Below are 24,065 nucleotides of genomic sequence, written 5' to 3' on the forward strand. Positions count from 1 at the left end.
CGCGTAGAGAAGGGAAAAGCCCGAGCTGTAAATGGCCTCGGGCAAGGACTGCAGTAAAGCGGGGTATTAGTCGTATAACCAGCGTCCGGCATTGGCTGATTCTATAATCATCTCAACAGTGAGCGGTTTGATTTTTATATCTGGTTTTTTTTGCCAGAAAGGGTACTCATATTCGATGTAATTTGTGCTTTCAAACGTTGAATAGTCAATGTTGAAATGCTCGAATATGTCTAACAAAAAATCTTCGGCATCTTCAGGAAAAAACCAAAAATCGCCCTGTAAAGTCCATTCCTTAGTAACTTGTTTAAAGCCTGGTTTAAACCAATGAATTCTTATCGGGTATCGCTGCATAATGTATCCGATAACCTCCGCTTCATAGTCTCTTTCCATTAGAACGAAGTCCACTGTATACGGTCAATTGGTGGCTGTTGAGAGCTTGCCTGAAACGTGAATATAAGGTTGTATAATCAGAATCATGCTCACACCTTCCGTTGCCATCCCTAAAGCATCTGCAAGTTGTTCAATAACAACCCGATCGAACAGCCCACCGGCCGTTACGTTAGGGTGTCCGCGATAACAGTATGTCCTGTTACTTGCTTCTGTTGTGTCCATTTACTATAAAGCTGTTTTTTATTTCGATCTATAAATGATGATATATATCATGGTGATATAAATCTTTTTGGCATTCCCTCAGTAAATAACTGACGGTATATGCTGCGCATATAACCAGTATTTATTGGAGGGGACGGCTTCGTTATGACGAAATCGAATCGGTATTTTGGTCAGCAATGAAGAGAGGTTTTCGAGATACACAGCCCTTGTACCTATGTGATCCAGCATGAAGCTGTTTCAGGGCGTGAAGGGATTAAACCCGGTTCACGACTTGTGACAGAGATGGGAAGCAAAGCCTGCGATGACTCACATTACCGCCGACGCACGGCGGCGGAATTTCTGTCGTCTGACGCTGGAAGCGACGCCTAATGCGGCCGGTTTTGTCGCCGTGCGCGAAAAGCTGCTGCCGTCAACGCTGGCGAAGGCGGATTTACGCTGCGTGGAGATGGCGCTTCAGCTCCACTGATAGCAACGGCTCGCCGCTGTGCTACGGTTAAAGTGGTGTTTCAGTTTGCCACTTTGCTTAATAAAATATAGTATACCCCCCTATACAATATTGAGGGTGTCATCGTGCCACATTCACCTGAAGACAAAAAACGCGCGCTCAGTCGCGTACGTCGCATTCGCGGGCAGGTTGAGGCCCTGGAAAGGGCGCTGGAGTCCGGCGAATCCTGCATGTCGATTTTGCAGCAGATTGCCTCTATCCGCGGAGCGACCAACGGCCTGATGGGCGAAATGGTCGAAATTCATCTCCAGGATGAGCTGGTCAGCGGCGAAACGACCCCGGATCAGCGCGCGGCCAGAATGGCGGAAGTCGGCCATCTGCTACGATCCTATTTAAAATAAATCACCACGAAGGAAGAGACGGTTATGAAATCACGTGCAGCTGTCGCGTTTGGCCCAGGCCAGCCGCTGAAGATTGTTGAAATTGACGTTGCTCCGCCGAAAAAAGGCGAAGTGCTGGTCAAAATTACCCATACCGGCGTCTGTCATACCGATGCGTTTACGCTGTCCGGTGACGATCCGGAAGGCGTATTCCCGGCCGTGCTGGGTCACGAAGGCGGCGGTATCGTGGTCGAAGTTGGCGAAGGCGTCACCAGCCTGCAGCCTGGCGATCACGTTATCCCGCTGTATACCGCAGAGTGCCGCGAGTGCAAATTCTGTAAATCCGGTAAAACTAACCTCTGCCAGGCGGTACGCGCCACCCAGGGGAAAGGTCTGATGCCGGACGGCACCACCCGTTTCTCCTATAACGGCGAGCCGATTTACCACTACATGGGCACCAGCACGTTCAGCGAATACACCGTAGTAGCCGAAATTTCACTGGCGAAGGTGAACCCGCAGGCGCCGCTGGATAAAGTCTGTCTGCTGGGCTGCGGCGTGACCACCGGTATCGGTGCCGTTCACAACACCGCGAAGGTCAAAGAGGGCGATACCGTGGCGGTGTTTGGCCTCGGCGGGATTGGTCTGGCGGTCATTCAGGGCGCAGTACAGGCGAAAGCCGGGCGTATTCTGGCGGTTGATACCAACCCGGAAAAATTCACCCTCGCCAAAGAGATGGGCGCGACCGATTTTATTAACCCGAATGATTATGATAAGCCGGTTCAGGATGTGATCGTTGAGCTCACCGATGGCGGCGTGGACTTCAGCTTCGAATGTATCGGCAACGTCAACGTGATGCGTGCGGCGCTTGAGTGTTGTCACAAAGGCTGGGGTGAGAGCGTGATTATCGGCGTTGCCGGTGCGGGCCAGGAGATCAAAACCCGTCCGTTCCAGCTGGTGACCGGGCGCGTATGGCGCGGTTCGGCGTTCGGTGGGGTGAAAGGGCGTACACAGCTGCCGGGGATGGTTGAAGACGCGATGGCCGGTAAAATCGACCTCGATCCGTTTATCACCCACCGCCTGCCGCTGGAGCAGATTAACGAGGCCTTTGATTTGATGCACGAAGGGAAATCGATTCGTACCGTCATTCATTTTGGCGAGCATTGATTTTCAGGCGTGAAAATAACCCGGGCATGCCCGGGTTATTGCTAAACAGAGTTTACCCCGCCGCAGATTTGTATATCCATTTCACCCCCGCCGCAGTTCGCGATGCCCCGTGTCGGGTGGCGGCTGGCGCCTGACCCGACCTACAAAAGCGTCGTTTCCTGCAGGACCGCGCAAACACCGTTCCGCTAGACCCGTGCAAGCGTTGTTCCCGGTAGGCCCGCGCAGGTACTGTTCCTGGTAGGCCCGTGCAAGCGTAGCGCCGCCGGGCAAATCGCCGACGTTCGCCGGTTACCAGCAATCAGGGCCCCGTGCGGGGCCCTGAGCGTGGTGATCAAAGGGTTTAGCGATTGGCTGGTTTCGTCGGGTGGCGGCTGGCGCCTGACCCGACCTACAAAAGCGTCGTTTCCTGCAGGACCGTGCAAACACCGTTCCGCTAGACCCCTGCAAGCGTTGTTCCCGGTAGGCCCACGCAGGTACTGTTCCTGGTAGGCCCGTGCAAGCGTAGCGCCGCCGGGCAAATCGCCGACGTTCGCCGGTTGCCAGCAATCAGGGCCCCGTGCGGGGCCCTGGTGTTTACTTCTGTTCTGGTAACGCGTAGGCGATGATGTAATCGCCGCGATCCGGAGACTGACGAGCGCCGCCAGCGTTGATGATAATGTACTGTTTGCCGGTTTTTGGCGAAACGTAGGTCATCGGGCCGGACTGACTGCCGACCGGCAGACGAGATTTCCAGATCTCCTTACCGTTGGCGGTATCAAATGCGCGCAGGTAGAAGTCCTGAGTCCCGGCGAAGAACAGCAGACCAGACTGGGTCGACAGCGATGCGCCCAGCGTCGGCATCCCGATGGGGATTGGCATATGCATGCGAATACCCAGCGGACCGGTATCTTCAACGGTGCCTACCGGCACCTGCCACACCAGTTTACCGCTCTTCAGATCCACGGCGGACATGGTACCGAACGGCGGTTTCTGGCACGGAATACCCAGCGGCGACAGGAAGCGCTCACGCATTGCGCCGAACGGCGTCCCTTCCATCGGCACAATCCCCATCTCAATGCCGCTGGCATTTTTGGCGACTTTTTCACGCGGAACCATATAGTTCGCCAGACCCAGGCGCATATCGTTGACGAACATCAGGCTGTTGTTCGGATCCACCGAGACGCTGCCCCAGTTCATACCGCCCAGCGAGCCCGGATACTGCAGCGAACGGTCTTCGCCCGGCGGTGTGAAGACGCCTTGATGACGCATGGCTTTAAAGGCGATTCGACAGATCAGCAGGTCCACCGGCGTGGCGCCCCACATATCCGACTCTTTCAGGGTGTCATTGCCAATCATCGGCATGCCCACGGAGTAGGGCTGTGTCGGAGAGTAACGTTCGCCTTTAACCGTCCCGGCGGGCACCGGGCGCTCTTCCACTTTCGCCACCGGTTCCCCGGTCGCGCGGTTGAGCATAAAGATCATCCCCTGCTTGCTGGTCTGCACCAGCACCGGCGTGGTGCCGCCTTTCCCGTCAGGGAGGTCGTACAGCAGCGGTTGTGACGGCAGGTCGAAGTCCCACAGATCGTGGTGGGTGGTCTGGTAGTGCCAGCGCACCTGGCCGGTCGTTGCGTCGACGGCGACGATCGAGGAGCTGTATTTGTCATCCAGCGCGGTTCGTTCACCGCCGAAGAAGTCCGGAGTGGCGTTGCCGGTTGGCAGATAGATCAGGTTCAGCTTCGCGTCATAGGACATTGCCGACCAGACGTTTGGCGTCCCGCGGGTATAGGTCTGCCCCTCCGGCGGCAGGCCGGTCAGCGCCGGGTTACCCGGATCCCACGCCCAGGCCAGTTTACCGGTATGGACATCGTAGGCGCGGACCACGCCAGGAGGCTCGCCGGTAGAGAAATTATCCGCCACGCGGCCGCCGACAACGACGACGTTACCGGCAACCAGCGGGGTGGAGGTTTGCTGATAGTAACCCGGTTTGATTTCACCCATCCCGACGCTCAGATCGACGATACCGCGATCGCCGAAAGCCTCACAGGTCTTGCCGGTATCGGCGTCAATCGCGATAAGACGGGCATCGGTGGTCGGCAGGAACAGACGCCGGGCGCAGGCGGCCGGCTGAACGTCACCCGTGGCGGCGGCCTGGGCGTGGCTGTCTTCGTAATAGCCGAGACCGCGGCAGCGCTGCCAGTTTGGCGCGGTGGCTTTTGCATCATAGCGCCACTTTTCTTTTCCGCTATCGACATCCAGCGCCAGCACTTTGCTGTACGGCGTACAGACATACAGCGTATCGCCGATTTGCAGCGGGGTGTTCTGGTCTTCCGCGCCGGAACCGTTGCTTTGCGGGATATCGCCGGTATGGGCGACCCAGGCAACCTGCAGCTGGTTAACGTTCTGTTTGTTAATCTGATCAAGGGCGGCAAAGCGGTCGCCGTGGGTGGTGTTACCCCAGTGCTCCCAGTTCTTCTGCTGTTCGCCCGGAGCAACCGGTTTGACCGGTACGGCTTGCGTAGCGCTGACCAGCGGCTGTGATTTGAACATCCAGCCAAAGCTGGCGGCCAGCACGACGGCCAGCACCGCAGCCAGGCCAAACGCCGGGCCTTTCTTCGTCGGCTGGGCCGAAAGATAGGGCCAGACGAGCGCCGAGAGCAGCGCCAGCGCGCCGAAGGTGAACAGGCGCGAGAACAGCGGCCAGTAGCTCCAGCCGGCATCGCCGATCGCCCAGACGATGGAGGCGATGAAGGCGATGGCATACAGCGCAATGCCGATGCGACGATTGCGGAAGATAAGCACGGCGGCGATAACCATCACCAGACCCATGATTGCGAAATAGAGGGTGCCGCCCAGCGTGGCGAGCTTGATCCCAGGAATACCGATAGCCAGGCCGATGATGAGCATCAGCCCGGCGAGAAGCCACTGCAGGATCCGGGGGAATCCTCGCGGCACGTTGCCAGTTGCCATTTTGTCTCCTTAACCATCCGTTCTCAGATGCGAACCAAATGAATCAAAAAATACAGGGGTGCTTTTGAGTGAAGTGGAATACGCTTTCATGTTAGCGGCATTCACAGGTGCTATTGATTTCGAATGAACCATTTGGTGAAATCGAAGTAATGATAAATCTGTTAATGAAGTTTGCGCAATTGTTAATAAACAATACCGCATTAATTGATTAGCACGCTGATCTTTCTGCCTGGCAACGGCGGTCAAAAGCCTGATGGCTGGCGAGAAAGCAGGGCGGAGAAGGGCCGGACAGGGCGTCAGGTGCCATATCCGGCGTTGATCATGTCGGCATGGATTTGCGAATGGCGCTGAGTAAGGTTTGTGCGCCGGATGAGAAGGCGGCATCGACGCGCGTCAAAATACCGATCGGTTCCCCTGCGCCCTGCGTGGGCACCGGCAGGGCGGTCAGCAGCCCGCGGCGCAGGTCGTCTTTGACCGCGCCGGAAGGGACGAACCAGATGTAGTCATAATCCACGGTCAGCTGACGCGAGAGCGACGCGGAGAGGGTTTCGATACAGCCGGCGGGAATTTTGCACCCCTGACTTTGCAGCAGCGTTTCCGCATTCTGCCGCGGAATCGTGCCTTTGGGGGAGACGACGACCGGCCACTCCATCACCCGACTGAGGGTCACGGTTTCCTGCAATAGCGGATGACCAGGACGCACCACCAGCTTCAGGGATTCGAGAAACAGCAGTTCGTAGTTGAGGCCGCTCATCAGCTCCGGGTCAGACATGCGCCCGATCCCAATATCGATCTCTCCCGATTTTAAGCCCGCCAGCAGCATGGTGTTGTTCATGGTCGCGACCTGCAGGGTGATATCTTTTTGCTGCTTATGAAACTGGCCGATGACGGTGGGCAGAATACCTAAGGCGGCGGTCGGGAGTGCGCCGATGCGCACCACATCGTTATTCAGCCCCTCTTTGCGGTTAAGCGCCTGGCCTGCGGTATTCAGCGCATCGAGGACCTTAACCGCATGGGTGAGAAACTGTTCACCGACCAGCGTCAGCTGGGCGCCCAGTCGCCCGCGCTCGAACAGTCGCGTACCGGTCAACTGCTCCAGTTCATTGAGCGTTTTTGATAACGCAGGTTGGCTCAGATTGAGTGTTTCAGCCGCACGCCCCAGCGTTCCCTGTTGAGCGACGGCCACGAAAGTATGTAGATGGCGCAAGCGAATGCGCTGACTAAAAAGACCATTTTTTTCCATAAGTGATGTTAAAAACAGAGCGCTGTGGGTGACAAGCGAAGTTATTGGAATTTGATAACCTGATAGCAAAATATTATTAACATTTCACCCTCTTGTATTACAAATTTTTTATTTTGCTGAAAAAACAGACGCCCCGAACCTGGTCGGGGCAAAATCGGACGGAAAGTCATTCAAATATCGAAGAAGACGGTTTCGTTTTCACCCTGCAGGTGAATATCAAAACGGTAGACGATTTCACTGCCGCGCATCTCGCGTTGGGCAATTAACGTCTGGCGACGCACCTCCCACTCGATCAGATTCAGCACCGGATCGGCCTGGTTCGCCTCCTGCTCGTCGGAGAAGTACATCCGCGTGTTGAGACCAATATTGATGCCTCGCGCCACCACCCATAAATTGATGTGCGGCGCCATCATCCGGCCATCGCGACCAACGACGGCGCCCGGCTTGATGGTCTCAAAACGCCAGATGCCGGAGGTAAAGTCCGAGCAGCTGCGGCCCCAGCCGCGAAAGGCCGGATCACGCTTTTTGTCCTGCTGGCGATCGTCGGGGTGGTGATAGCGCCCGGCGGCATTGGCCTGCCAGAGTTCGAGCAGCACATCGCGCACCGGCGTCCCGGAGCCATCGATCACCCGGCCTTCGATAGTAATGCGCTCGCCTTCGGTATCCGGCGTGGTGAGCTGCGGACCGAAATTCTTTTCAAAAATATGAAAACCGGCGGCGTCGGGGGCGAGGCCGATATGTACATAGGGACCGGCGGTCTGCGAGGCGGTTTCGGCTAAATACTCTTTCATCGGGCGGCCCCCTGAGTGCGGTTTTCAAACAGCGTCGCGCGATGACCGCGCAGCACAAGATCAAAGCGGTAGGCGAGGCAATCCAGCGGCACGGCGGCATGGGTGTCGAGTTCGGCAATCAGCGTGCGAACCGCCTCGTCGTTATTGATGGTTTTGACGATCGGACACTGTTTAATTAACGGATCGCCCTCGAAATACATTTGCGTAATCAGGCGCTGCGCCCACGCATCCCCGGAGAGGGAAAAGTGAATATGCGCCGGGCGCCAGTCGCTGACCTGATTACGCCACGGATAGGGCCCCGGCTTAATGGTGCGGAAGCAGTAATAGCCGTTTTCATCCGTCAGCACCCGACCGCAGCCGCCAAAATTGGGGTCGATGGGCGCCAGATACTGATCCTTTTTATGTCGATAGCGGCCGCCAGCGTTGGCCTGCCACACTTCGACCAGCGTGTTTTTCATCGGGCGGCCGAAGCCGTCGCGCACGTAGCCGTGGACAATAATACGCTCGCCAATAGGCAGACCTTCTTTGGCGTAATTAAGGATCAGGTCATTATCCAGCGGCCCGAGATCGTCGTGGCTGAAGACCGGGCCGGTAATTTCAGACAGAGAATTCTGCAGTGAGATCAGCGCATTGCGCGGCGAGCGCAGGACGCTGGTTTTGTAGCCCGGGGCATAGGCGGGCGGGTGACTGCTATAGTCGCGATGCACGACCTCGCGCGGTGACCATTTATCATTCATAGGGTAGCGGCTCCGTTTTTATCGGTAGAGGGCTTGTTATTGTCATATCGCCAGAAACAGTGTGTGTAAATGCTTTGTTAATTTAAAGTGAAATTAATGGTCGTTTTACATAACCCACGGTTATGCCCAGCGCCGCCCGGATGACAGAGGCAGGTTATCCTCATCACAATTTGTAAATTCTTCCCGCCGTCGCCAGCGGCCTTTTCTACACTCCAGGAAGTATTCACTGGAGGTAAGGCATCATGGCGAACACCATCACGGCAGATGAGATTCGGGAAAATTTTTCGCAGGCAATGTCGGCAATGTACCAGCAGGAAGTTCCACAATACGGGACGTTACTGGAGCTGGTGGCCGACGTAAATCTGGCGGTGCTGGAACATAATCATGAACTGCATGAGCAACTGGCGAATGCCGATGAGCTGTCGCGGCTTAACGTCGAGCGCCACGGTGCGATCCGCGTTGGCACGGCGGAGGAACTGGCGACGCTGCGGCGTATGTTTGCCATTATGGGGATGTTCCCCGTCAGTTATTACGACCTGTCGCAGGCCGGCGTGCCGGTGCACTCCACCGCGTTTCGTCCGGTTGATGATGCGGCGCTGGCGCGTAATCCGTTTCGTATTTTTACCTCGCTGCTGCGCCTGGAGCTGATTGCCAACGTTGAGCTGCGCCAGCGCGCGGCGGCGATCCTCGCCCGGCGCGATATTTTTACCCCCCGCTGTCGCGAACTGATCGCGGTGCACGAAGAGCAGGGCCACTTTTCCCCGGCCCAGGCCCGGGAATTTGTCCGTGAAGCGCTGGAGACGTTCCGCTGGCACAGCCACGCAACGGTGGGCGCCGACACCTATCATGCGCTGCATAATGAGCATCGGCTGATTGCCGATGTGGTCTGCTTCCCCGGCTGCCATATCAACCATCTGACGCCGCGCACGCTGGATATCGACCGGGTGCAGGCGCTGATGCCGGGGTGCGGAATTGTGCCGAAGGCCTTGATTGAAGGGCCGCCGCGTCGTGAGGTGCCGATTCTGCTGCGCCAGACCAGTTTTAAGGCCCTTGAAGAGCCGGTGATGTTTGCCGGAGAGCATCAGGGAACCCACAGCGCGCGTTTTGGCGAGATAGAGCAACGCGGGATTGCGCTGACGGCAAAAGGCCGGGCGCTGTACGATCGCTTGCTGAACGAGGCTGGCGTTGGCAAAGACAACCTCAACCATCAGCGCCATCTGCAGGAGGTATTCAGCCAGTTCCCGGACAGTGAGTTTCTGCTGCGTCAGCAGGGGCTGGCGTGGTTCCGCTATCGTCTGACTCCCGCCGGGGAAGCCCATCGCCATGCCTTTGGCCCCGGCGACGATCCGCAGCCGTTGATCGAACGCGGCTGGGTGGTGGCGCAACCGATTATTTATGAAGATTTTTTACCGGTGAGCGCGGCAGGAATTTTCCAGTCGAATCTCGGCAATGAAACTCAGGCCCGCAGCCACGGCAATGCCAGCCGTGACGCCTTTGAAACGGCGTTGGGTTGCCCGGTACTCGATGAGTTTGCCCTCTATCAACAGGCGGAGGAGCGCAGTAAACGCCGTTGCGGTCTGCTCTGAAACCGGTACTCTGCTGACATGAATCATTGACGACAGTCAGTAAGACCGTCAGTAAAAGGAAGCAGGTCATGCAGAACCCGTCCACCCCACTGGTCAAAACCCGGCAGGGGACGTTATCCGGTATCACTGAACAGGGCATTCATCTCTGGCGCGGCATTCCCTTCGCCGCGCCGCCGGTCGGCGATCTTCGCTGGCGCGCGCCGCAACCGCCCGCGCGCTGGCAGGGCGTGCGCCAGGCCGATACTTTCTCCGCCGCCAGCTGGCAGGATATTGAGTACTGCCGTGAGCTGGGCGGCGGCGATCCCGGTCGCTTTTCGGAAGATTGTCTCTACCTCAACGTCTGGGCGCCCGCCGGGCGTACTCAGCCGCTACCGGTCATGGTCTGGCTGCATGGCGGCGGGTTTACCATCGGCGCCGGTAGCCTGCCGCCTTACGATGGCAAAGCGCTGGCGGCCCGCGACGTGGTAGTGGTGACCGTCAACTATCGGCTGGGTCATCTCGGGTTCTTCGCCCATCCGGCGCTGGAAGGGGAAGATGGCGAGCGGGTGTATAATTTTGCCCTCCTTGACCAAATCGCCGCGCTGCAATGGGTGCAGGATAACATTCACGCTTTTGGCGGCGATGCCACCAACGTCACCCTGTTTGGCGAGTCGGCCGGGGCGCGCAGCGTGCTCTCGCTGATGGTATCGCCTAAATCCCGCGGCCTGTTCCATAAAGCCATCATTCAGAGCGGCTATACGCTGCCGGATCTGCCGCGAGAAAAAGCGCTGGAGAAAGGGCGTTTGCTGGCGGAACACTTCTCGTTGCCGCAGGCCAGCGCCGCGCAGCTGCGGGCGATTCCGGCGCAGGCGTTCTGGTCGCTGACCGCGCCGCTGAATACCGGGCCGGCGCCAATCGTCGGCGATGCGGTGCTACCGCAGTCGATGCTGGAGGCCTTTTTTGCCGGTCGACAGCATCCGATGCCGGTGATGGTTGGCTCTAACAGCGATGAGGCCAGCGTGATGGCGGTGTTTGGCGTCGATATCGCCGGGCAGATCCAAAAACTGCGCCGCGAGCGGCGCTTTGGCCTTGGGCTGATCAAACTGCTCTATCCCGGCGTGAAGGGGGATGAGAATCTGGGGCGCGAAGTGTGCCGCGATATGGCCTTCACCACGCTGGGCTACGTGGTGATGCAGGCCCAGCAGCGGGTCGGTCAGCCGTGCTGGCGCTACTGGTTTGACTATGTTCCCCGCGGTGCCGAGGAAAGCTGTCCGCACGGGGCGTGGCACGGCGACGAAGTGCCTTATGCGTTTGACACGCTCACCCTGGCCGAGCCGGTGCGCACCTACGCCAGCGAGGAAGACCGCGCGTTTGCTGCTCAGGTCGCCGATTACTGGGCGAACTTCGCCCGCCTTGCCGGGCATCGCTGCAGCGAACTGCCGGGGGTAGTACGCTGGCCCGCCAGCCTGCGCGGGCGCGATCGTTTGCTGCGCATCGGGCTCCATAAACGGGCCGGGTTTAAGCTGGAAAACCGCTTTATGCGCGCCCGGCTGGCGCTGTTTCGCCGGGTGATGCGCCACCACGTTACGCTGGATTAACCAGCTCCTCCCGAAACCGCGCCAGACCGTCGGCTTTGCTCTGCGAACTGCGGACCACCAGCCGGTAGCTGGCGCCGGTTTTTACGCTGAAGGTGAAAGGGCGCACCAGACGGCCGGCGCGCACATCTTCAGCAACCAGAGTGGCGTCAGCCATGGCGACGCCCAGCCCCTGCATGGCAGCGGTAATCGCCAGATCCATGGTATCGAAGTGCTGGTTTTTACGCATTGGCGGCGGGGCGTCCGGGGAGAATGCCGCCAGCCATAGCGACCAGTCGGTCTTATCGCGGGTCGGGTGCAAAAAAGTGACGTCGTTCAGCCTGTTGTCGCCGGTCAGGGCCGCGCTGCTGACCGGCGTCAGCGCCTCTTCAAACAGCAGATCGCCGACGCAGTGGTGAGTCCCAAAGACGATGGCGGCGTCATAGGGTTCGGTCCTGAAATTGACGCCGTGTTCCGTGGTGGTGGTCAGGGCGATTTGCAGTTCCGGGTGACGCCGCTCGATGCTGACCAACCGGGGAACCAGCCAGCGAATGGCGCAGGTCGGCGCCTTCAGGCGCACCACGGTCTGCTGTTGACGAGCCTGCTCCGCTACCGCAAGCAGATGGCCGAAGGCAGATTGCAGTTCGGGATAGAGCGCGCTGCCCTGCGGCGAAAGATGCAGCCCGCGCGCGTGGCGGGCAAAAAGCGGGAAACCAAACCACGCCTCCAGCGCCGCTATCTGGCGGCTGACGGCGCCCTGAGTCAGGCAGAGCTCGCGCGCGGCATGGGTTAAGTTAAGGTGCCTGGCGGTGACCAGAAAGGTTTCCACGGCATGAAAAGGCAGGGCGCTTCGCGACATCTCATCTCCAGCTATGCATTTTGATCATGGACAGTATGCCTGCTTTGTTCCGCGAATGGGACCCGGTATTTATCGACCCGCAAAAATTCAAGGACAACGTGCTGGCGCTGGGGAGCTGGCTAACTATGTCGGCCTGCCGACCATCCTGACCCCCGCGTTGAGAATGGCCCGAATGTTCCGCGGCTGCCGGAGCTGACAGCGCCGTTCCCGGACGCGCCCTGTATTGCCTGTCCGGGGAATATCAATGGCCGGGCTGGCCGTCTCTATTTCTCAAGGTATGAGCAAAATGCATGGCTACTATGACAACAATTCGGTTGTCGCCGGGGAGCGCATTGGATTGAATGGTTATGCAAATAAAATGAGAAAGGATTAACTATGAGTCTCCGTTCCCCGCTGACTACGCGCTCCAAACTGCCGGATGTCGGCACGACCATTTTTACCGTGATCGGTCAACTTTCCGCTCAGCACCATGCCATCAACCTTTCTCAGGGCGCGCCGAATTTTGCCTGCGATGCCCGGCTGGTTGCCGGAGTCACGCGGGCGATGGAAGAGGGGCATAACCAGTATGCGCCGATGACCGGCCTGCCAGAGCTGAAGGAGCGAATTGCCGGGAAGATTGCCACCCTGTACGGCACGCGCTATGACGTAGACCGCGAAGTCCTGATTACCGCCAGCGCCAGCCAGGGGATCTACTCGGCTATCGGTGGGCTGGTGCATCCGGGCGATGAGGTTATTTACTTCGAACCCTCTTTCGATAGCTATGCGCCGATTGTCCGTTTGCAGGGGGCGACGCCGGTGGCCATCAAGCTGACGGTGCCTGACTTTAGCGTCAACTGGGATCACGTTCGCGCCGCCATCACCCCGCGCACGCGGATGATTATCGTCAATACGCCGCATAACCCCAGCGGCCAGGTCTTTTCCCGCGCTGATTTAGATCAGCTGGCGGCGCTGACGCGCAATACCGATATCGTGATTTTGTCGGACGAAGTGTATGAGCACGTGGTTTTTGACGGTGAACACCACCACGGGATGGCGACCCATCCTCAGCTGGCTGAACGTAGCGTCATCATCTCATCGTTCGGCAAGACCTACCACGTGACCGGTTGGCGCGTGGGCTACTGTGTTGCGCCGGCGGTGCTGATGGATGAGATCTGCAAGGTTCACCAGTTCCTGATGTTCTCCGCCGACACGCCGATGCAATACGCCTTTGCCGGGCATATGACCGATCCCCAGTCCTGGCTTTCGCTGGCCTCGTTCTACCAGCAGAAGCGGGATCTACTCCGCCAGCTGCTGGCTGATTCACCATTCCGCCTGTTGCCGAGCGCGGGCTCTTTCTTCATGCTGGCCGACTACAGCCATTTCAGCGATGAAAGCGACAGCGAGATGGTGAAGCGGTTGATAACCGACTACGGCGTGGCGACGATCCCGCTGTCGGCGTTTTATACGGATGGTACTGATAACAAACTGATTCGCCTCTCTTTTGCTAAAGATGAAGCCACGTTGCGGGCCGGTGCGCAGGCACTGTGTCACGTTAAGCCGCGTTAAGGAGCCCCATGATGAAGATGAAAATTACCGCTTTTACCCTCGCTTTGGGGATGATGTCTGCCTTCTCTGCGTTTGCCGCCGGCGAACTGCGCTACGGCGTGGAAGCGGAGTATCCACCGTTTGAAAGCCGCAACACGGCTGGGGAGCTGGAAGGTTTTGATATCGACCTCGGCAACGCCATTTGCCAGGCGGCCGAGCTGAAATGCAGTTGGGTGGAGACGTCGTTTGATGCGCTGATCCCGGGGCTGGTGGCGAAAAAGTTCGACGCCATTAACTCGGCGATGAATATCACTGAACAGCGGCGCAAAAGCATCGATTTTACGCAGCCGATTTATCGCATTCCCTCGCAGCTGGTCGGTAAAGCCGATAGCGGCATGACGGCTACCCCGGAAGGGTTGAAAGGCAAAACCATCGGTGTGCTGCAAGGGTCGATTCAGGAAACCTTTGCCAAAGAGCACTGGGAGAAGCACGGCGTGACGGTGGTGTCCTACAAAGATCAAAATATGGCGTGGGCGGATCTGCTCAACGGCCGGATCGATGCTTCGCTGGTGATGTCTGCCGCCGGGCAGGCCGGTTTCCTCAGCAAGCCGCAGGGTAAAGGCTTTGGCTTTATCGGCAAACCGGTGGCTGACGATACGATTCTCGGCAGCGGGATCGGCTATGGCCTGCGCAAAGGCGACGAGGCGACCAAAAAACAGCTCGACGCGGCAATCGACAAGGTTCGCGCTGACGGCACAATCACTCGTCTGGCGGCCAAATACTTCCCGGGGATTGATGTGAGCATCAAATAATCACTTTTTGCGCTCTGCCACCGACCGCAGAGCAGCCTGCAGGCTCTTTTACCGGACTGAAGTCGCTGACAGAGGGGAATATGATTTCCCCTCTGTTGTCGTCAGCTAAAAAGCAATCAAGGATGTCCTTGATTGACGGGGTTTTCCGCGAAGTTGTCTGTCCTCTCAGATTTGTTGTCAGGTTAAGCCTTCGATTCGCCCGCGAAGCGCCTCGTTTGCGCCAGTACATCTGAACGTTTGCGAGCCGCTATTATTAATATGTTCCCGGTAAAACTTTTCTCAAATAAATCAATGTGACTTTGCGGGACAGTACGTCGGTTCTGATACGACGGTAACCTAAACTTTCATACAACCGTATATTGGCCTCACTTCGCGAGCCGGTAAACAGCTCACAATAACGTGATGAGGGGAAAAGGGCTTCACAAGCCAGCAGCAGTGAACGACCGATGCCTCTTTTTTGATAGTGTGGACTGACGCTGAGACGCCCGATTTCGCAGATTTCACCTTTCAGCCTGGCGCGCACCGACGCTACCGCAACCCCCTCCAGCTCTGCCTTGAGCACCACGCTACTGGACAGCGCCTGGGTAAAATCAATAAGGGTTTCAGTTAACGGTGGGATCGCGTAGTCAGAATAGATATCCGCTTCAGCCAGGTAGGCCTCTTTCTGAATGTCGAGGAGGGTGGGGAGATCTTTCAGATTTGCTTTTGTTATATTCATGGTGTCAGGTATCACATAAAGAAATAAAATAGCAGCTGTTGTGATTATTTATTTCACTATAAAAAAGAGAACCGCTATCTGAGCTGATTAATATCAACTCTGTCCGCGATGCCGTTTATCTCTGAGGCCATATTGACTGTGGCAAATGGCCCACCGCCGGGACGACATGACCACGCCGTTCTCGCCCTGGGCGATGAGGACGACGCGGCTATATTGAGACTGCGAGCGCTGGCCTTCGGTCAGACGGCCCGGTAAAAGACAATTCAGTCTGCTCCGATGGAGAGAATTTTTTTGACGTTTTTTCTGTCGCCAACAATTGGATTATCAACCGTTTTTGTCTAGAGTGGGCGAAATTCACGGCGCATCAGTTTGTCGCGTTGCGTACCCATTGGCATAACAGAAGGATGCTTTCTCAGGCATGAATCGCAGACGTTTTCTCAAATCTTCCATGGCTGTTGCCGCCGTATGCGGAACGTCAGGAGTCGCTTCACTTTTTTCTAACGCCGCGCTTGCCGAGGAATCGGGCATTGCTGATGGGATGACGCGCCGTTTTGACTTTACCGTTTTGCAATCGATGGCCCACGATCTCTCGCGTCAGCCGTGGGGCGGCGCCCCGCGCGACCTGCCGTCAACGCTGGCCAATCTGACCCCACAGGCCTACAACAGCATTCAGTACGATGCGGGACATTCGCTGTGGAATAATATCGACGACCGCAAACTGGACATCCAGTTTTTCCACGTCGGTATGGGTTTTCGCCGCCGCGTGCGCATGTTCTCGCTGGATTCGCAAACCCAGCAGGCGCGGGAAATTCACTTCCGCCCGGAGCTGTTTAACTACAACAACGCCGGCGTAGACACCAAACAGCTGGTCGGGCAAACCGACCTCGGTTTTGCCGGATTCCGCGTGTTTAAAGCGCCGGAGCTGGCGCGCCGCGATATCGTCGCCTTCCTCGGCGCCAGCTACTTCCGCGCGGTGGACAGTACCTACCAGTACGGGCTCTCCGCTCGTGGTCTGGCGGTCGATACCTTTACCGATACCCCGGAAGAGTTCCCGGACTTTACCTCGTTCTGGTTCGAGACGGTTAAGCCGGGCGCGACGGTCTTTACCGTGTATGCGCTGCTCGACAGCCCGAGCGTCACCGGCGCCTATAAATTTGTCATCAACTGCCAGGAGACGCAGGTGATTATGGATGTGGAAAACCACATCTACGCCCGCAAAGATATTAAACAGCTGGGGATTGCGCCGATGACCAGTATGTTCAGCTGCGGCAACAACGAGCGCCGGATGTGCGATACCATCCACCCGCAAATTCACGACTCCGACCGTCTCGCCATGTGGCTCGGCAACGGCGAGTGGGTCTGCCGTCCGCTGAACAACCCGCAAAAACTGCAGTTCAACGCCTTCCAGGACAAGAACCCGCGCGGCTTTGGTCTGCTGCAGCTCGATCGCGATTTCAGCCATTACCAGGACATTATGGGCTGGTACAACAAGCGTCCGAGCCTGTGGGTCGAGCCGCGTAACCAGTGGGGTAAAGGGGCCGTCAGCCTGATGGAGATCCCCACCACCGGTGAGACGCTGGATAACATCGTCTGCTTCTGGCAGCCGGAAAAAGCGATCAAGGCCGGTGATGAGCTGGACTTTAGCTATCGCCTGTACTGGAGCGCGCAGCCACCGGTGCGTTCACCGCTGGCTCGGGTGATGGCCACCCGCACCGGGATGGGCGGTTTCCCGGAAGGCTGGGCGCCGGGCGAACACTACCCGGACAAATGGGCGCGCCGTTTTGCCATTGATTTCGTCGGCGGTGATCTGAAGGCCGCTGCGCCAAAAGGCATCGAACCGGTGATTACCCTGTCTAACGGCGAAGCGAAGCAAATAGAGATTCTGTACGTTGAACCATTCGACGGCTATCGTATCCAGTTTGACTGGTACCCGACCAACGATTCCACCGACCCGGTGGAGATGCGCATGTTCCTGCGCTGCCAGGGCAATGCCATCAGTGAGACCTGGCTGTACCAGTATTTCCCGCCGGCTCCGGATAAACGTAACTACGTTGATGACCGGGTCATGAAGTAACCGTCGCGGTTGCCCGTCCGCATGCCGTGGACGGGTTTGCCCGCAGTGAGAGATAGCCATGTCCGCAGAAAATATCCCCGTTCCTGAAATCATCCCGGTGACCGACCAGCTGACGCTACGCGCAGTGGACGAGCGCTATGTGACCGACTTACACCTGCTGGTGGAAAAGAATAAACTCTGGCTACAGCACTCGCTTAGCTGGCCCGCCGCGGTCGACAGCGAAGGTGAAACCCGTCGCCATGTACAGGGGAACGTCATGCTGCACCAGCGCGGCTACGCCAAAATGTTTTTCCTGTTTTGGCGCGATGAGATGGTGGGCGTGCTGTCGTTCAACCAGATTGAACCGCTGAATAAAACCGGCTACATCGGCTACTGGATTGATGAGGATCACCAGGGGCAAGGGCTGCTTTCCCAGGCGCTGCAGGCGTTTATGCATTACTACGCCCGCCGCGGCGAAGTCCGGCGTTTTGTTATCAAATGCCGGGTGGCTAACCACAAGAGCAATCAGGTGGCGCTGCGCAATGGCTTTACTCTTGAAGGTTGTCTGCAGCAGGCCGAGTATCTGAACGGCGCGTATGACGATCAGAATATCTACGGACGGATTATCGATAGCCCCACGGCCTGATGATTTGGCTTCCCGGCCCGGCCCGGCGCGCGGCACTTTAGCTAGCCAGCAAGGGCTACAGCGACCCCAGCAGCGGCGTGCGGGTAATATGCTGCGCGCCGTTGATCACTTTGCGGCCGCGCAGATGAATCGCCTCGCCGTTAAGCGCTTCAATCCGCGCGTCGTCGGTAATTTCAATCTGATGTTCGATCACCACATCGCCGCTGATGTGGGCATTCCCCTGCACCAGTACGTCGTCGTCCAGCAGAACAGGGCCGCCGCACAGCCGCGCGTGGCCGCCGATCAGCACCCGATGTTTGAGCACGCAGTTGCCCTCGACCACGGCATTCTCTGCCACCTGCGCGCTGTAGCGTAGCGTCGGTATCGCATCCTCCGCGCGTCCGGCGATAAGGCGCGCATGGTCGTAGACTCTGGCGTTATCGCAGACCCAGACATCGTTCTCTTCGTTACCTTCCAGCCGCGCATAGTCAAAGATTTCCGCCCGGTGCTCCACAAAGGCGTGGTCCACGAAGGCATCACCGTAAATCTGCGCCTGATGAACGATGCGCGAAGCGCTGACCGTCGCCCGCTGGTAGATTTGCAGAAACTTGTCGCGGTCGGCGGTCAGCCCCTGGGCGGCGATAATCAGACAGTGGGGGAGAATGCGCGCCCGGTCAGCGAGACGGCAGAAGCCGCGAACGCAGGAGTCCTGAAGCGTGACGTTGTCACAGATAAGGGCGTGATGGCTGATGGTGCCGCTGTCGATCCATACATCGTCGCGGATAATAGCGGAGTGGCTGACGACGCAGGTTCCCGTCAGACGCGCGTTGCCTTCAATCCGCGCCCCGGCAAACACCGCGCTGTTGGGGTCGTAGATCCAGCAGTTGCCCGCCTGACTCAGCGCCGTTTCCTCGTCCAGCCAGCCGCCTTCGCTACCGGCCTGCACATCGGCGAAATCACGCAGGGCCACAATTTGCCGCAGATTTACGCTATGTTTAATCCCGTCTTCTTCATAGTGAAACGGGCGAACCTTGTCGCTCAGACGATATTTGTTCATCAGGACTTCTCTTATCAAGGTTTCATTTTACTTTTGGTTAACACAAACATAGCAAAAATCTCCGTAGCGCGTTGTATAAGGTTCTTTTAAAATGCAACTTAAAGATAAATTGAAAAAATAAATAAAATGAATAAAAACCCGCTCGAACGGCAGGTCCTGAATTTACCAGCGGGCTATTTTGGCATGGTGCTGGGTACCATCGGCATGGGCTTCGCGTGGCGCTATGCCAGCACCCTCTGGCCGGTGAGTCGGGCTATCGGCGATGGTCTGGTGGCGCTGGCGACGATGATTTGGGCGCTGCTGACGATAGCGTTTATCTCCCGGGCGATTCGCTTTCCGGGGAGTGTGCTGCGGGAGATGCGCCACCCGGTGGCCAGCAGTTTTGTCAGCCTGTTTCCCGCCACCACGATGCTGGTGGCTATCGGTTTCGTGCCGTGGTTTCGTCCGCTCTCGCTGCTGCTGTTCGGCATTGGCGTGGTACTCCAGTTGAGCTATTCCGCCTGGCAGAGCGCCGGATTATGGCGCGGCACACATCCGAGCGACGCCACCACGCCGGGACTCTATTTACCGACGGTGGCAAACAACTTCATCAGCGCGATGGCCTGCGGGGCGCTCGGCTTTAACGACGCCGGGCTGGTGTTTCTCGGCGCCGGGATCTTCTCGTGGTTGAGCCTGGAGCCGGTGATTCTGCAACGACTGCGCAGCCATGGCGAGCTGCCCGCCGCGATGCGGACCTCGCTGGGTATCCAGCTGGCGCCGGCGCTGGTGGCCTGTAGCGCCTGGCTCAGCGTCAACGGCGCAGAGGCGGATACCTTCGCCAAACTGCTGTTTGGCTACGGCCTCCTGCAACTGCTGTTTATGCTCCGTCTGATGCCGTGGTATCTCCGGCAGCCGTTCAATGCCTCCTTCTGGAGCTTTTCATTTGGTATTTCCGCACTGGCCAGCACCGGACTGCATCTTGGACACAGCCAGCCGAACGGCTTTTTCCATTACTTATCAATCCCGTTGTTTATCTTTACCAATCTGATTATTGGCCTGCTGTTGCTACGCACGTTTCTGCTGCTGATGCGGGGGAAATTACTGATCCGCGTCGACCGGGCCACATTATTAAATACTAAGGACTCATCATGACTATCCGTGACGAAAACTATTTTACTGATAAATACGGACTGACCCGTACCCACTCGGAAGTGCTCTATGCCGCGACCCAGGTGCCGCCGGGAACGGCGCTGGATCTGGGGTGTGGCAACGGGCGCAATAGCCTCTATCTGGCGGCGAACGGCTTTGAGGTGACGGCGTGGGATAAAAACCCGATGAGCATCAAGAATCTGGAGAACATTCGCGCGCAGGAAAATCTGACCAATCTCCAGGCGGCGGTCAAGGATCTGAATAGCTTAAGCTTCGACGGTGAATATGACTTTATTCTCTCCACCGTGGTGCTGATGTTCCTTGAAGCGAAAACCATTCCGGGACTCATCGCCAATATGCAGCGTTGCACCAGACCGGGCGGCTACAACCTGATCGTGGCGGCGATGGACACCGACGATTATCCCTGCACCGTAGGGTTCCCGTTTGCCTTTAAACCTGAGGAACTGCGGCGCTACTACGCCGGCTGGTCGTTCCTCAGGTACAACGAAGAGGTGGGCGAACTGCATCGCACCGATGCCAACGGCAACCGTATCAAACTGCGTTTTGCCACCATGCTGGCGCAAAAACCGGCTTAACGGGCCGCCAGCAGACAGAGTTGTAACGCGGTATGGTACGACGCTTCAAAGGCGCGCAATGGCAAAAACTCAAATTTCGAGTGGAAGTTATGCGCGCCGGTGAAGAAGTTGGGCGTCAGCAGGCCTTTTGCCGAGAGCGCCGCACCATCGGTACCGCCGCGCATTGGCGTCGGCTTCGGCGTCACGCCAATGCTTTCCATGGCTTCGAACATCAGGTCAATGGCCCGCCGATCGTCGCCGATGGCATTGCTGATGTTGCTGTAGGTGTCGCTAAGCGAAAACTCGACGCTGGCCGTCGGGTATTGCGCGGCAATTTTTTCGGCGACGTCGCCAATCTGCCGTTTACGGCGTAAAAAACTCTCGCTGTCGAAATCACGAATGCTGGCCTGCAGCAGGGCGCTGTTTTGATCGCCCTGAATGCCATTGAACCAGACGTAACCTTCGCGTCCGGCGGTGTGTTCCGGCGTCTGCAGGCGATCGAAATGGCTGATGTAATCCGCGGCCATCAGCAGCGGATTGACCAGTACGCCTTTGGCGGACATTGGATGAGCGGTCACGCCGGTGAAGCGAATCTCCGCCGCCGCGGCATTAAAGTTCTCATACACGATCTCGCCGAGTTCGCAGCAGTCGATAGTCCAGGCGAAATCGACGGCAAAACGGCTGAGATCCAGCGCTTTTGCCCCCCGCAGGCCCACCTCTTCATCCGGTACAAAGGCCACTACGATATCGCCGTGGCGCTGTTCCGGCGTCAGGTTTTCCAGCACCGTCATCACCACCGTGACCGCCGATTTGTTGTCGGCGCCGAGCACGCTGGTGCCATCGCTGAAGATAATTTCTTCGTCCCGGTAGGCGAGAATCTCGGGATGCTCGGCGACCCGCAGCCAGATCTGCTGTTCACGATTCAGACACAGATCATCGCCGGTAAAACGCAAAATTTGCGGATGAATGTCCGGGGACAGCCCGACGTCCACAGTGTCGATGTGGGTGATAAAGCCAATCCGCGGCGCGCCTGGAACGTTACCTCTTTTTACCGCGGTGACGGTGGCGTGGTCATCAATCACAATATCGTCCAGTCCGAGGCGGCGTAGCTCGTCGGCAAGCTCGCGGGCCATCTCGTGTTGCCCCGGCGTGGTTGGCAGCGTGGTGGCGCGCGGGTCGCTCTGGCTGCTGATGGCGAGATAGCGGAAGAAGCGCTGGGTCAATTGACTGGCGAGTGGAGATGGCATAGTGATTCCTTCTTTATTTATTCTTTCAGGTGTTTGCAATCTGGCTTTAGTGTTATGTATGGACAGGAAAACAACAAGCTATTCATTAGCTGACAAATTAAAAAAGGAAAACGTTATGCAACGCAAACTCACCACGCTTGCTCTGACAATAACGGCGCTCACGTTTGGTTCCGCCGTGAGCGCAAAAACGCTGGTTTACTGCTCCGAAGGATCGCCGGAGAATTTCAATCCTCAACTCTATACCTCGGGTACCAGCGTGGACGCCAGCGCGGTACCCGTTTATAACCGGCTGGTTGATTTTAAGGTGGGCACCACCGAACTGCAGCCGAGCCTCGCCGAAAGCTGGGAGGTGAGCGATGACGGAAAAGTGTATACCTTCCATCTACGCAAAGGCGTGAAGTTTCAAAGTAATAAATATTTCACCCCCACCCGCGATTTTAACGCCGATGATGTGATTTTCTCCTTTATGCGGCAAAAAGATCCGCAGCATCCTTATCACAACGTCTCTGGCGGCAGCTACTCTAACTTTGAAAGTCTGGAGTTTGGCCAGTTAATTACCGCGATTGATAAGCCTGATGAATATACGGTGCGCTTTACGTTGGCCCGCGCCGAAGCGCCGTTTGTCGCGGACCTGGCGTGGTATTTCGCCTCCATTTTATCGGCGGAATATGCGGAGGCGATGCTCAAAGCCGGGACCCCGCAGCGCGTCGATTCCGACCCGCTTGGCACCGGCCCCTATAAGCTGGCGCAATATCAGAAAGATTCGCGCATTCTTTATACCGCCTTCCCGGACTACTGGCAGGGTAAAGCAAAAATCGATCGTCTGGTTTTTAGCATTACCCCGGACGCTTCGGTTCGCTATGCCAAACTGGAAAAGAATGAATGCCAGGTGATGCCGTTCCCTAATCCGGCCGATTTACCGAGGATGAAGGAAAATAAAAACATTACGCTGCTGAGCAAGGCGGGGCTGAATACCGGGTTCCTTGCCTTTAATACGCAAAAACCGCCGCTGGATAATGTTAAAGTGCGTCAGGCTCTGGCGATGGCGATTAATAAACCGGCGATTATTGAGGCGGTATTCCACGGTACCGGCACGCAGGCGAAAAACCTGCTGCCGCCGGGAGTATGGAGCGCCGACGCGGAGCTGAAAGATTATGACTACGACCCGCAAAAGGCCAAAGCGCTGCTGCAGGAGGCGGGCATTAGCGGCCCGCTAACCATCGATCTGTGGGCGATGCCGGTGCAGCGTCCTTATAACCCGAACGCCAAACGGATGGCCGAGATGATTCAGGCTGACTGGGCCAAAATTGGCGTGCAGACCAACATCACCACCTATGAGTGGGGTGAATATCTGAAGCGGGTAAAAGAGGGCGAACATCAGGCGGCGCTGATGGGCTGGACCACTGCGACCGGCGACCCGGACAACTTCTTCGGGCCGTTATTTACCTGTCAGTCGGCGAACGGCGGTTCTAACTCGGCGAAATGGTGCTATCAGCCATTTGATAAAATTATCGCCGAGGCAAAATCGATTACCGATCGTCCAAAACGCGAAGCGCTGTATAAACAGGCGCAGCAGATGATGCATGACCAAATGCCGGCGGTGATGATTGCCCATTCGACGATTTTCGAACCGGTCCGCAAAGAGGTTTCTGGCTACGAAATTGATCCTTTTGGTAAGCATATTTTCTATCAGGTCGATATAAAATAAACAGCAAATGTAAATCCGCCCGGGGGGCGGATTTATTCTTTCCTGCGTTTGCCATTCCTTTTTTTGCCGCAAAGCTTACCCCGGTATTTTGCTATAAATCGCGCCGACAACTGCATTTACAGGGATTCACTCAGGGGATTGTCAACGGAGTAAGCCTGTCAAATTGCCCGACGGCGCTGCGCTTGTACGGGCCTACAGAGTTTGTGCAACTCTTCGAGGTGACAGGTTTTGTAGGCCGGGTCAGGCGCAGCCGCCATCCGGCAAAACGCGGGCGCCATATGCACAACCGGCCTGTCATGGGC

The 24,065-nt window shown here is 57.2% G+C and carries 22 protein-coding genes and 1 pseudogene; 14 read left to right on the forward strand and 9 right to left on the reverse strand.

Translation table 11 applies throughout. The features are described 5' to 3' along the window. Positions 1-66: 66 nt before the first annotated feature. Positions 67-390, reverse strand: coding sequence for a DUF1493 family protein (locus FNY10_RS07030; protein WP_131049000.1), 324 nt, complete (start codon positions 388-390; stop codon positions 67-69). A 523-nt stretch (positions 391-913) separates the two neighbouring features. Between FNY10_RS07030 and FNY10_RS07035 the strand changes: the two genes are divergently transcribed. The 3 genes from FNY10_RS07035 to FNY10_RS07045 all read left to right on the forward strand — a co-directional run bounded on the left by FNY10_RS07035 (position 914) and on the right by FNY10_RS07045 (position 2,601). Further along, on the forward strand, positions 914-1,078 hold the full coding sequence (locus FNY10_RS07035) for a hypothetical protein (RefSeq protein WP_227699355.1): 165 nt from the start codon (positions 914-916) through the stop codon (positions 1,076-1,078). A 104-nt stretch (positions 1,079-1,182) separates the two neighbouring features. Then, complete coding sequence (locus FNY10_RS07040) at positions 1,183-1,458, forward strand: metal/formaldehyde-sensitive transcriptional repressor (RefSeq protein ID WP_004861424.1); 276 nt, start codon at positions 1,183-1,185, stop codon at positions 1,456-1,458. A 24-nt stretch (positions 1,459-1,482) separates the two neighbouring features. Further along, positions 1,483-2,601 carry an S-(hydroxymethyl)glutathione dehydrogenase/class III alcohol dehydrogenase gene (locus tag FNY10_RS07045; protein WP_100686396.1) on the forward strand — a complete coding sequence of 373 codons (1,119 nt, stop codon included), beginning with the start codon at positions 1,483-1,485 and terminating at the stop codon, positions 2,599-2,601. Positions 2,602-3,174: 573 nt separating this feature from the next. On the opposite strand, the gene FNY10_RS07050 is transcribed toward FNY10_RS07045, so the two are convergent. The 4 genes from FNY10_RS07050 to pcaH form a co-directional block, all read right to left on the reverse strand. Then, positions 3,175-5,547 carry a membrane-bound PQQ-dependent dehydrogenase, glucose/quinate/shikimate family gene (locus tag FNY10_RS07050; RefSeq protein WP_160703451.1) on the reverse strand — a complete coding sequence of 791 codons (2,373 nt, stop codon included), beginning with the start codon at positions 5,545-5,547 and terminating at the stop codon, positions 3,175-3,177. Positions 5,548-5,866: 319 nt separating this feature from the next. After that, entirely contained in the window at positions 5,867-6,790 is a 924-nt protein-coding gene (locus tag FNY10_RS07055) for a LysR substrate-binding domain-containing protein (protein WP_100686398.1), read from the reverse strand. Positions 6,791-6,960: 170 nt separating this feature from the next. Next, a complete protein-coding gene (pcaG, locus tag FNY10_RS07060; RefSeq protein ID WP_160703449.1) occupies positions 6,961-7,581 on the reverse strand; it encodes a protocatechuate 3,4-dioxygenase subunit alpha in 621 nt (206 codons plus the stop codon). Beyond that, positions 7,578-8,318: a protocatechuate 3,4-dioxygenase subunit beta gene (gene pcaH, locus FNY10_RS07065; RefSeq protein ID WP_131049003.1), complete on the reverse strand. Its 741-nt coding sequence runs from the start codon at positions 8,316-8,318 to the stop codon at positions 7,578-7,580. Before pcaH ends, pcaG begins: the two co-directional genes overlap by 4 nt. A 242-nt stretch (positions 8,319-8,560) precedes the next feature. On the opposite strand from pcaH, the gene FNY10_RS07070 reads away from it, so the two are divergent. Further along, positions 8,561-9,904: a VOC family protein gene (locus FNY10_RS07070; RefSeq protein WP_160703447.1), complete on the forward strand. Its 1,344-nt coding sequence runs from the start codon at positions 8,561-8,563 to the stop codon at positions 9,902-9,904. A 68-nt stretch (positions 9,905-9,972) separates the two neighbouring features. Continuing rightward, positions 9,973-11,481, forward strand: coding sequence for a carboxylesterase/lipase family protein (locus FNY10_RS07075; protein ID WP_160703445.1), 1,509 nt, complete (start codon positions 9,973-9,975; stop codon positions 11,479-11,481). Here the strand turns inward: FNY10_RS07075 and FNY10_RS07080 are convergent. After that, positions 11,468-12,316 (reverse strand): LysR family transcriptional regulator, encoded by an 849-nt coding sequence (locus tag FNY10_RS07080; protein WP_160703443.1) that lies wholly within the window; start codon positions 12,314-12,316, stop codon positions 11,468-11,470. The two genes, FNY10_RS07075 and FNY10_RS07080, sit on opposite strands and share 14 nt — an antisense overlap. 71 nt (positions 12,317-12,387) lie before the next feature. On the opposite strand from FNY10_RS07080, the pseudogene FNY10_RS07085 reads away from it, so the two are divergent. The 4 genes and pseudogenes from FNY10_RS07085 to FNY10_RS07095 all read left to right on the forward strand — a co-directional run. After that, a pseudogene (locus FNY10_RS07085) lies at positions 12,388-12,562 on the forward strand (hydrolase); the annotation flags it as partial. Next, a complete protein-coding gene (locus tag FNY10_RS27155) occupies positions 12,561-12,689 on the forward strand; it encodes a hypothetical protein (protein WP_255493240.1) in 129 nt (42 codons plus the stop codon). The pseudogene FNY10_RS07085 and the gene FNY10_RS27155, both read left to right, overlap by 2 nt. A gap of 2 nt (positions 12,690-12,691) precedes the next feature. Next, a complete protein-coding gene (locus FNY10_RS07090) occupies positions 12,692-13,861 on the forward strand; it encodes a pyridoxal phosphate-dependent aminotransferase (RefSeq protein WP_100686404.1) in 1,170 nt (389 codons plus the stop codon). A gap of 17 nt (positions 13,862-13,878) precedes the next feature. Next, positions 13,879-14,652, forward strand: a complete 774-nt coding sequence (locus FNY10_RS07095; protein WP_131049109.1) for a transporter substrate-binding domain-containing protein — start codon at positions 13,879-13,881, stop codon at positions 14,650-14,652. A 253-nt stretch (positions 14,653-14,905) separates the two neighbouring features. Here FNY10_RS07095 and FNY10_RS07100 read toward each other — a convergent pair whose 3' ends face one another. Further along, complete coding sequence (locus FNY10_RS07100; protein ID WP_100686405.1) at positions 14,906-15,370, reverse strand: GNAT family N-acetyltransferase; 465 nt, start codon at positions 15,368-15,370, stop codon at positions 14,906-14,908. Positions 15,371-15,788: 418 nt separating this feature from the next. On the opposite strand from FNY10_RS07100, the gene FNY10_RS07105 reads away from it, so the two are divergent. Together FNY10_RS07105 and rimL are read left to right on the forward strand one after the other, a co-directional pair. Continuing rightward, the gene (locus FNY10_RS07105) at positions 15,789-17,444 is read left to right on the forward strand and encodes a glucan biosynthesis protein (protein WP_160703441.1); all 1,656 of its coding nucleotides are present in this window, start codon (positions 15,789-15,791) and stop codon (positions 17,442-17,444) included. A gap of 58 nt (positions 17,445-17,502) precedes the next feature. Beyond that, positions 17,503-18,069, forward strand: a complete 567-nt coding sequence (gene rimL, locus FNY10_RS07110) for a 50S ribosomal protein L7/L12-serine acetyltransferase (protein ID WP_141964669.1) — start codon at positions 17,503-17,505, stop codon at positions 18,067-18,069. Positions 18,070-18,124: 55 nt separating this feature from the next. On the opposite strand, the gene ydcK is transcribed toward rimL, so the two are convergent. After that, a complete protein-coding gene (gene ydcK, locus FNY10_RS07115) occupies positions 18,125-19,105 on the reverse strand; it encodes a YdcK family protein (protein WP_141964668.1) in 981 nt (326 codons plus the stop codon). A 126-nt stretch (positions 19,106-19,231) separates the two neighbouring features. Between ydcK and tehA the strand changes: the two genes are divergently transcribed. Then, positions 19,232-20,236 carry a dicarboxylate transporter/tellurite-resistance protein TehA gene (gene tehA / locus FNY10_RS07120; RefSeq protein ID WP_160703439.1) on the forward strand — a complete coding sequence of 335 codons (1,005 nt, stop codon included), beginning with the start codon at positions 19,232-19,234 and terminating at the stop codon, positions 20,234-20,236. After that, positions 20,233-20,829 (forward strand): tellurite resistance methyltransferase TehB, encoded by a 597-nt coding sequence (gene tehB, locus FNY10_RS07125; protein ID WP_141964666.1) that lies wholly within the window; start codon positions 20,233-20,235, stop codon positions 20,827-20,829. Before tehA ends, tehB begins: the two co-directional genes overlap by 4 nt. Here the strand turns inward: tehB and pepT are convergent. Continuing rightward, on the reverse strand, positions 20,826-22,055 hold the full coding sequence (gene pepT, locus FNY10_RS07130) for a peptidase T (protein ID WP_131049013.1): 1,230 nt from the start codon (positions 22,053-22,055) through the stop codon (positions 20,826-20,828). The two genes, tehB and pepT, sit on opposite strands and share 4 nt — an antisense overlap. 115 nt (positions 22,056-22,170) lie before the next feature. Here pepT and FNY10_RS07135 point away from each other — a divergent pair, with 115 nt between their 5' ends. Next, entirely contained in the window at positions 22,171-23,763 is a 1,593-nt protein-coding gene (locus tag FNY10_RS07135) for an ABC transporter substrate-binding protein (protein ID WP_160703437.1), read from the forward strand. Positions 23,764-24,065 lie beyond the last annotated feature (302 nt).

Source organism: Klebsiella sp. Lac1 (assembly GCF_009825425.1).
GTDB classification, from domain to species: domain Bacteria; phylum Pseudomonadota; class Gammaproteobacteria; order Enterobacterales; family Enterobacteriaceae; genus Klebsiella; species Klebsiella electrica.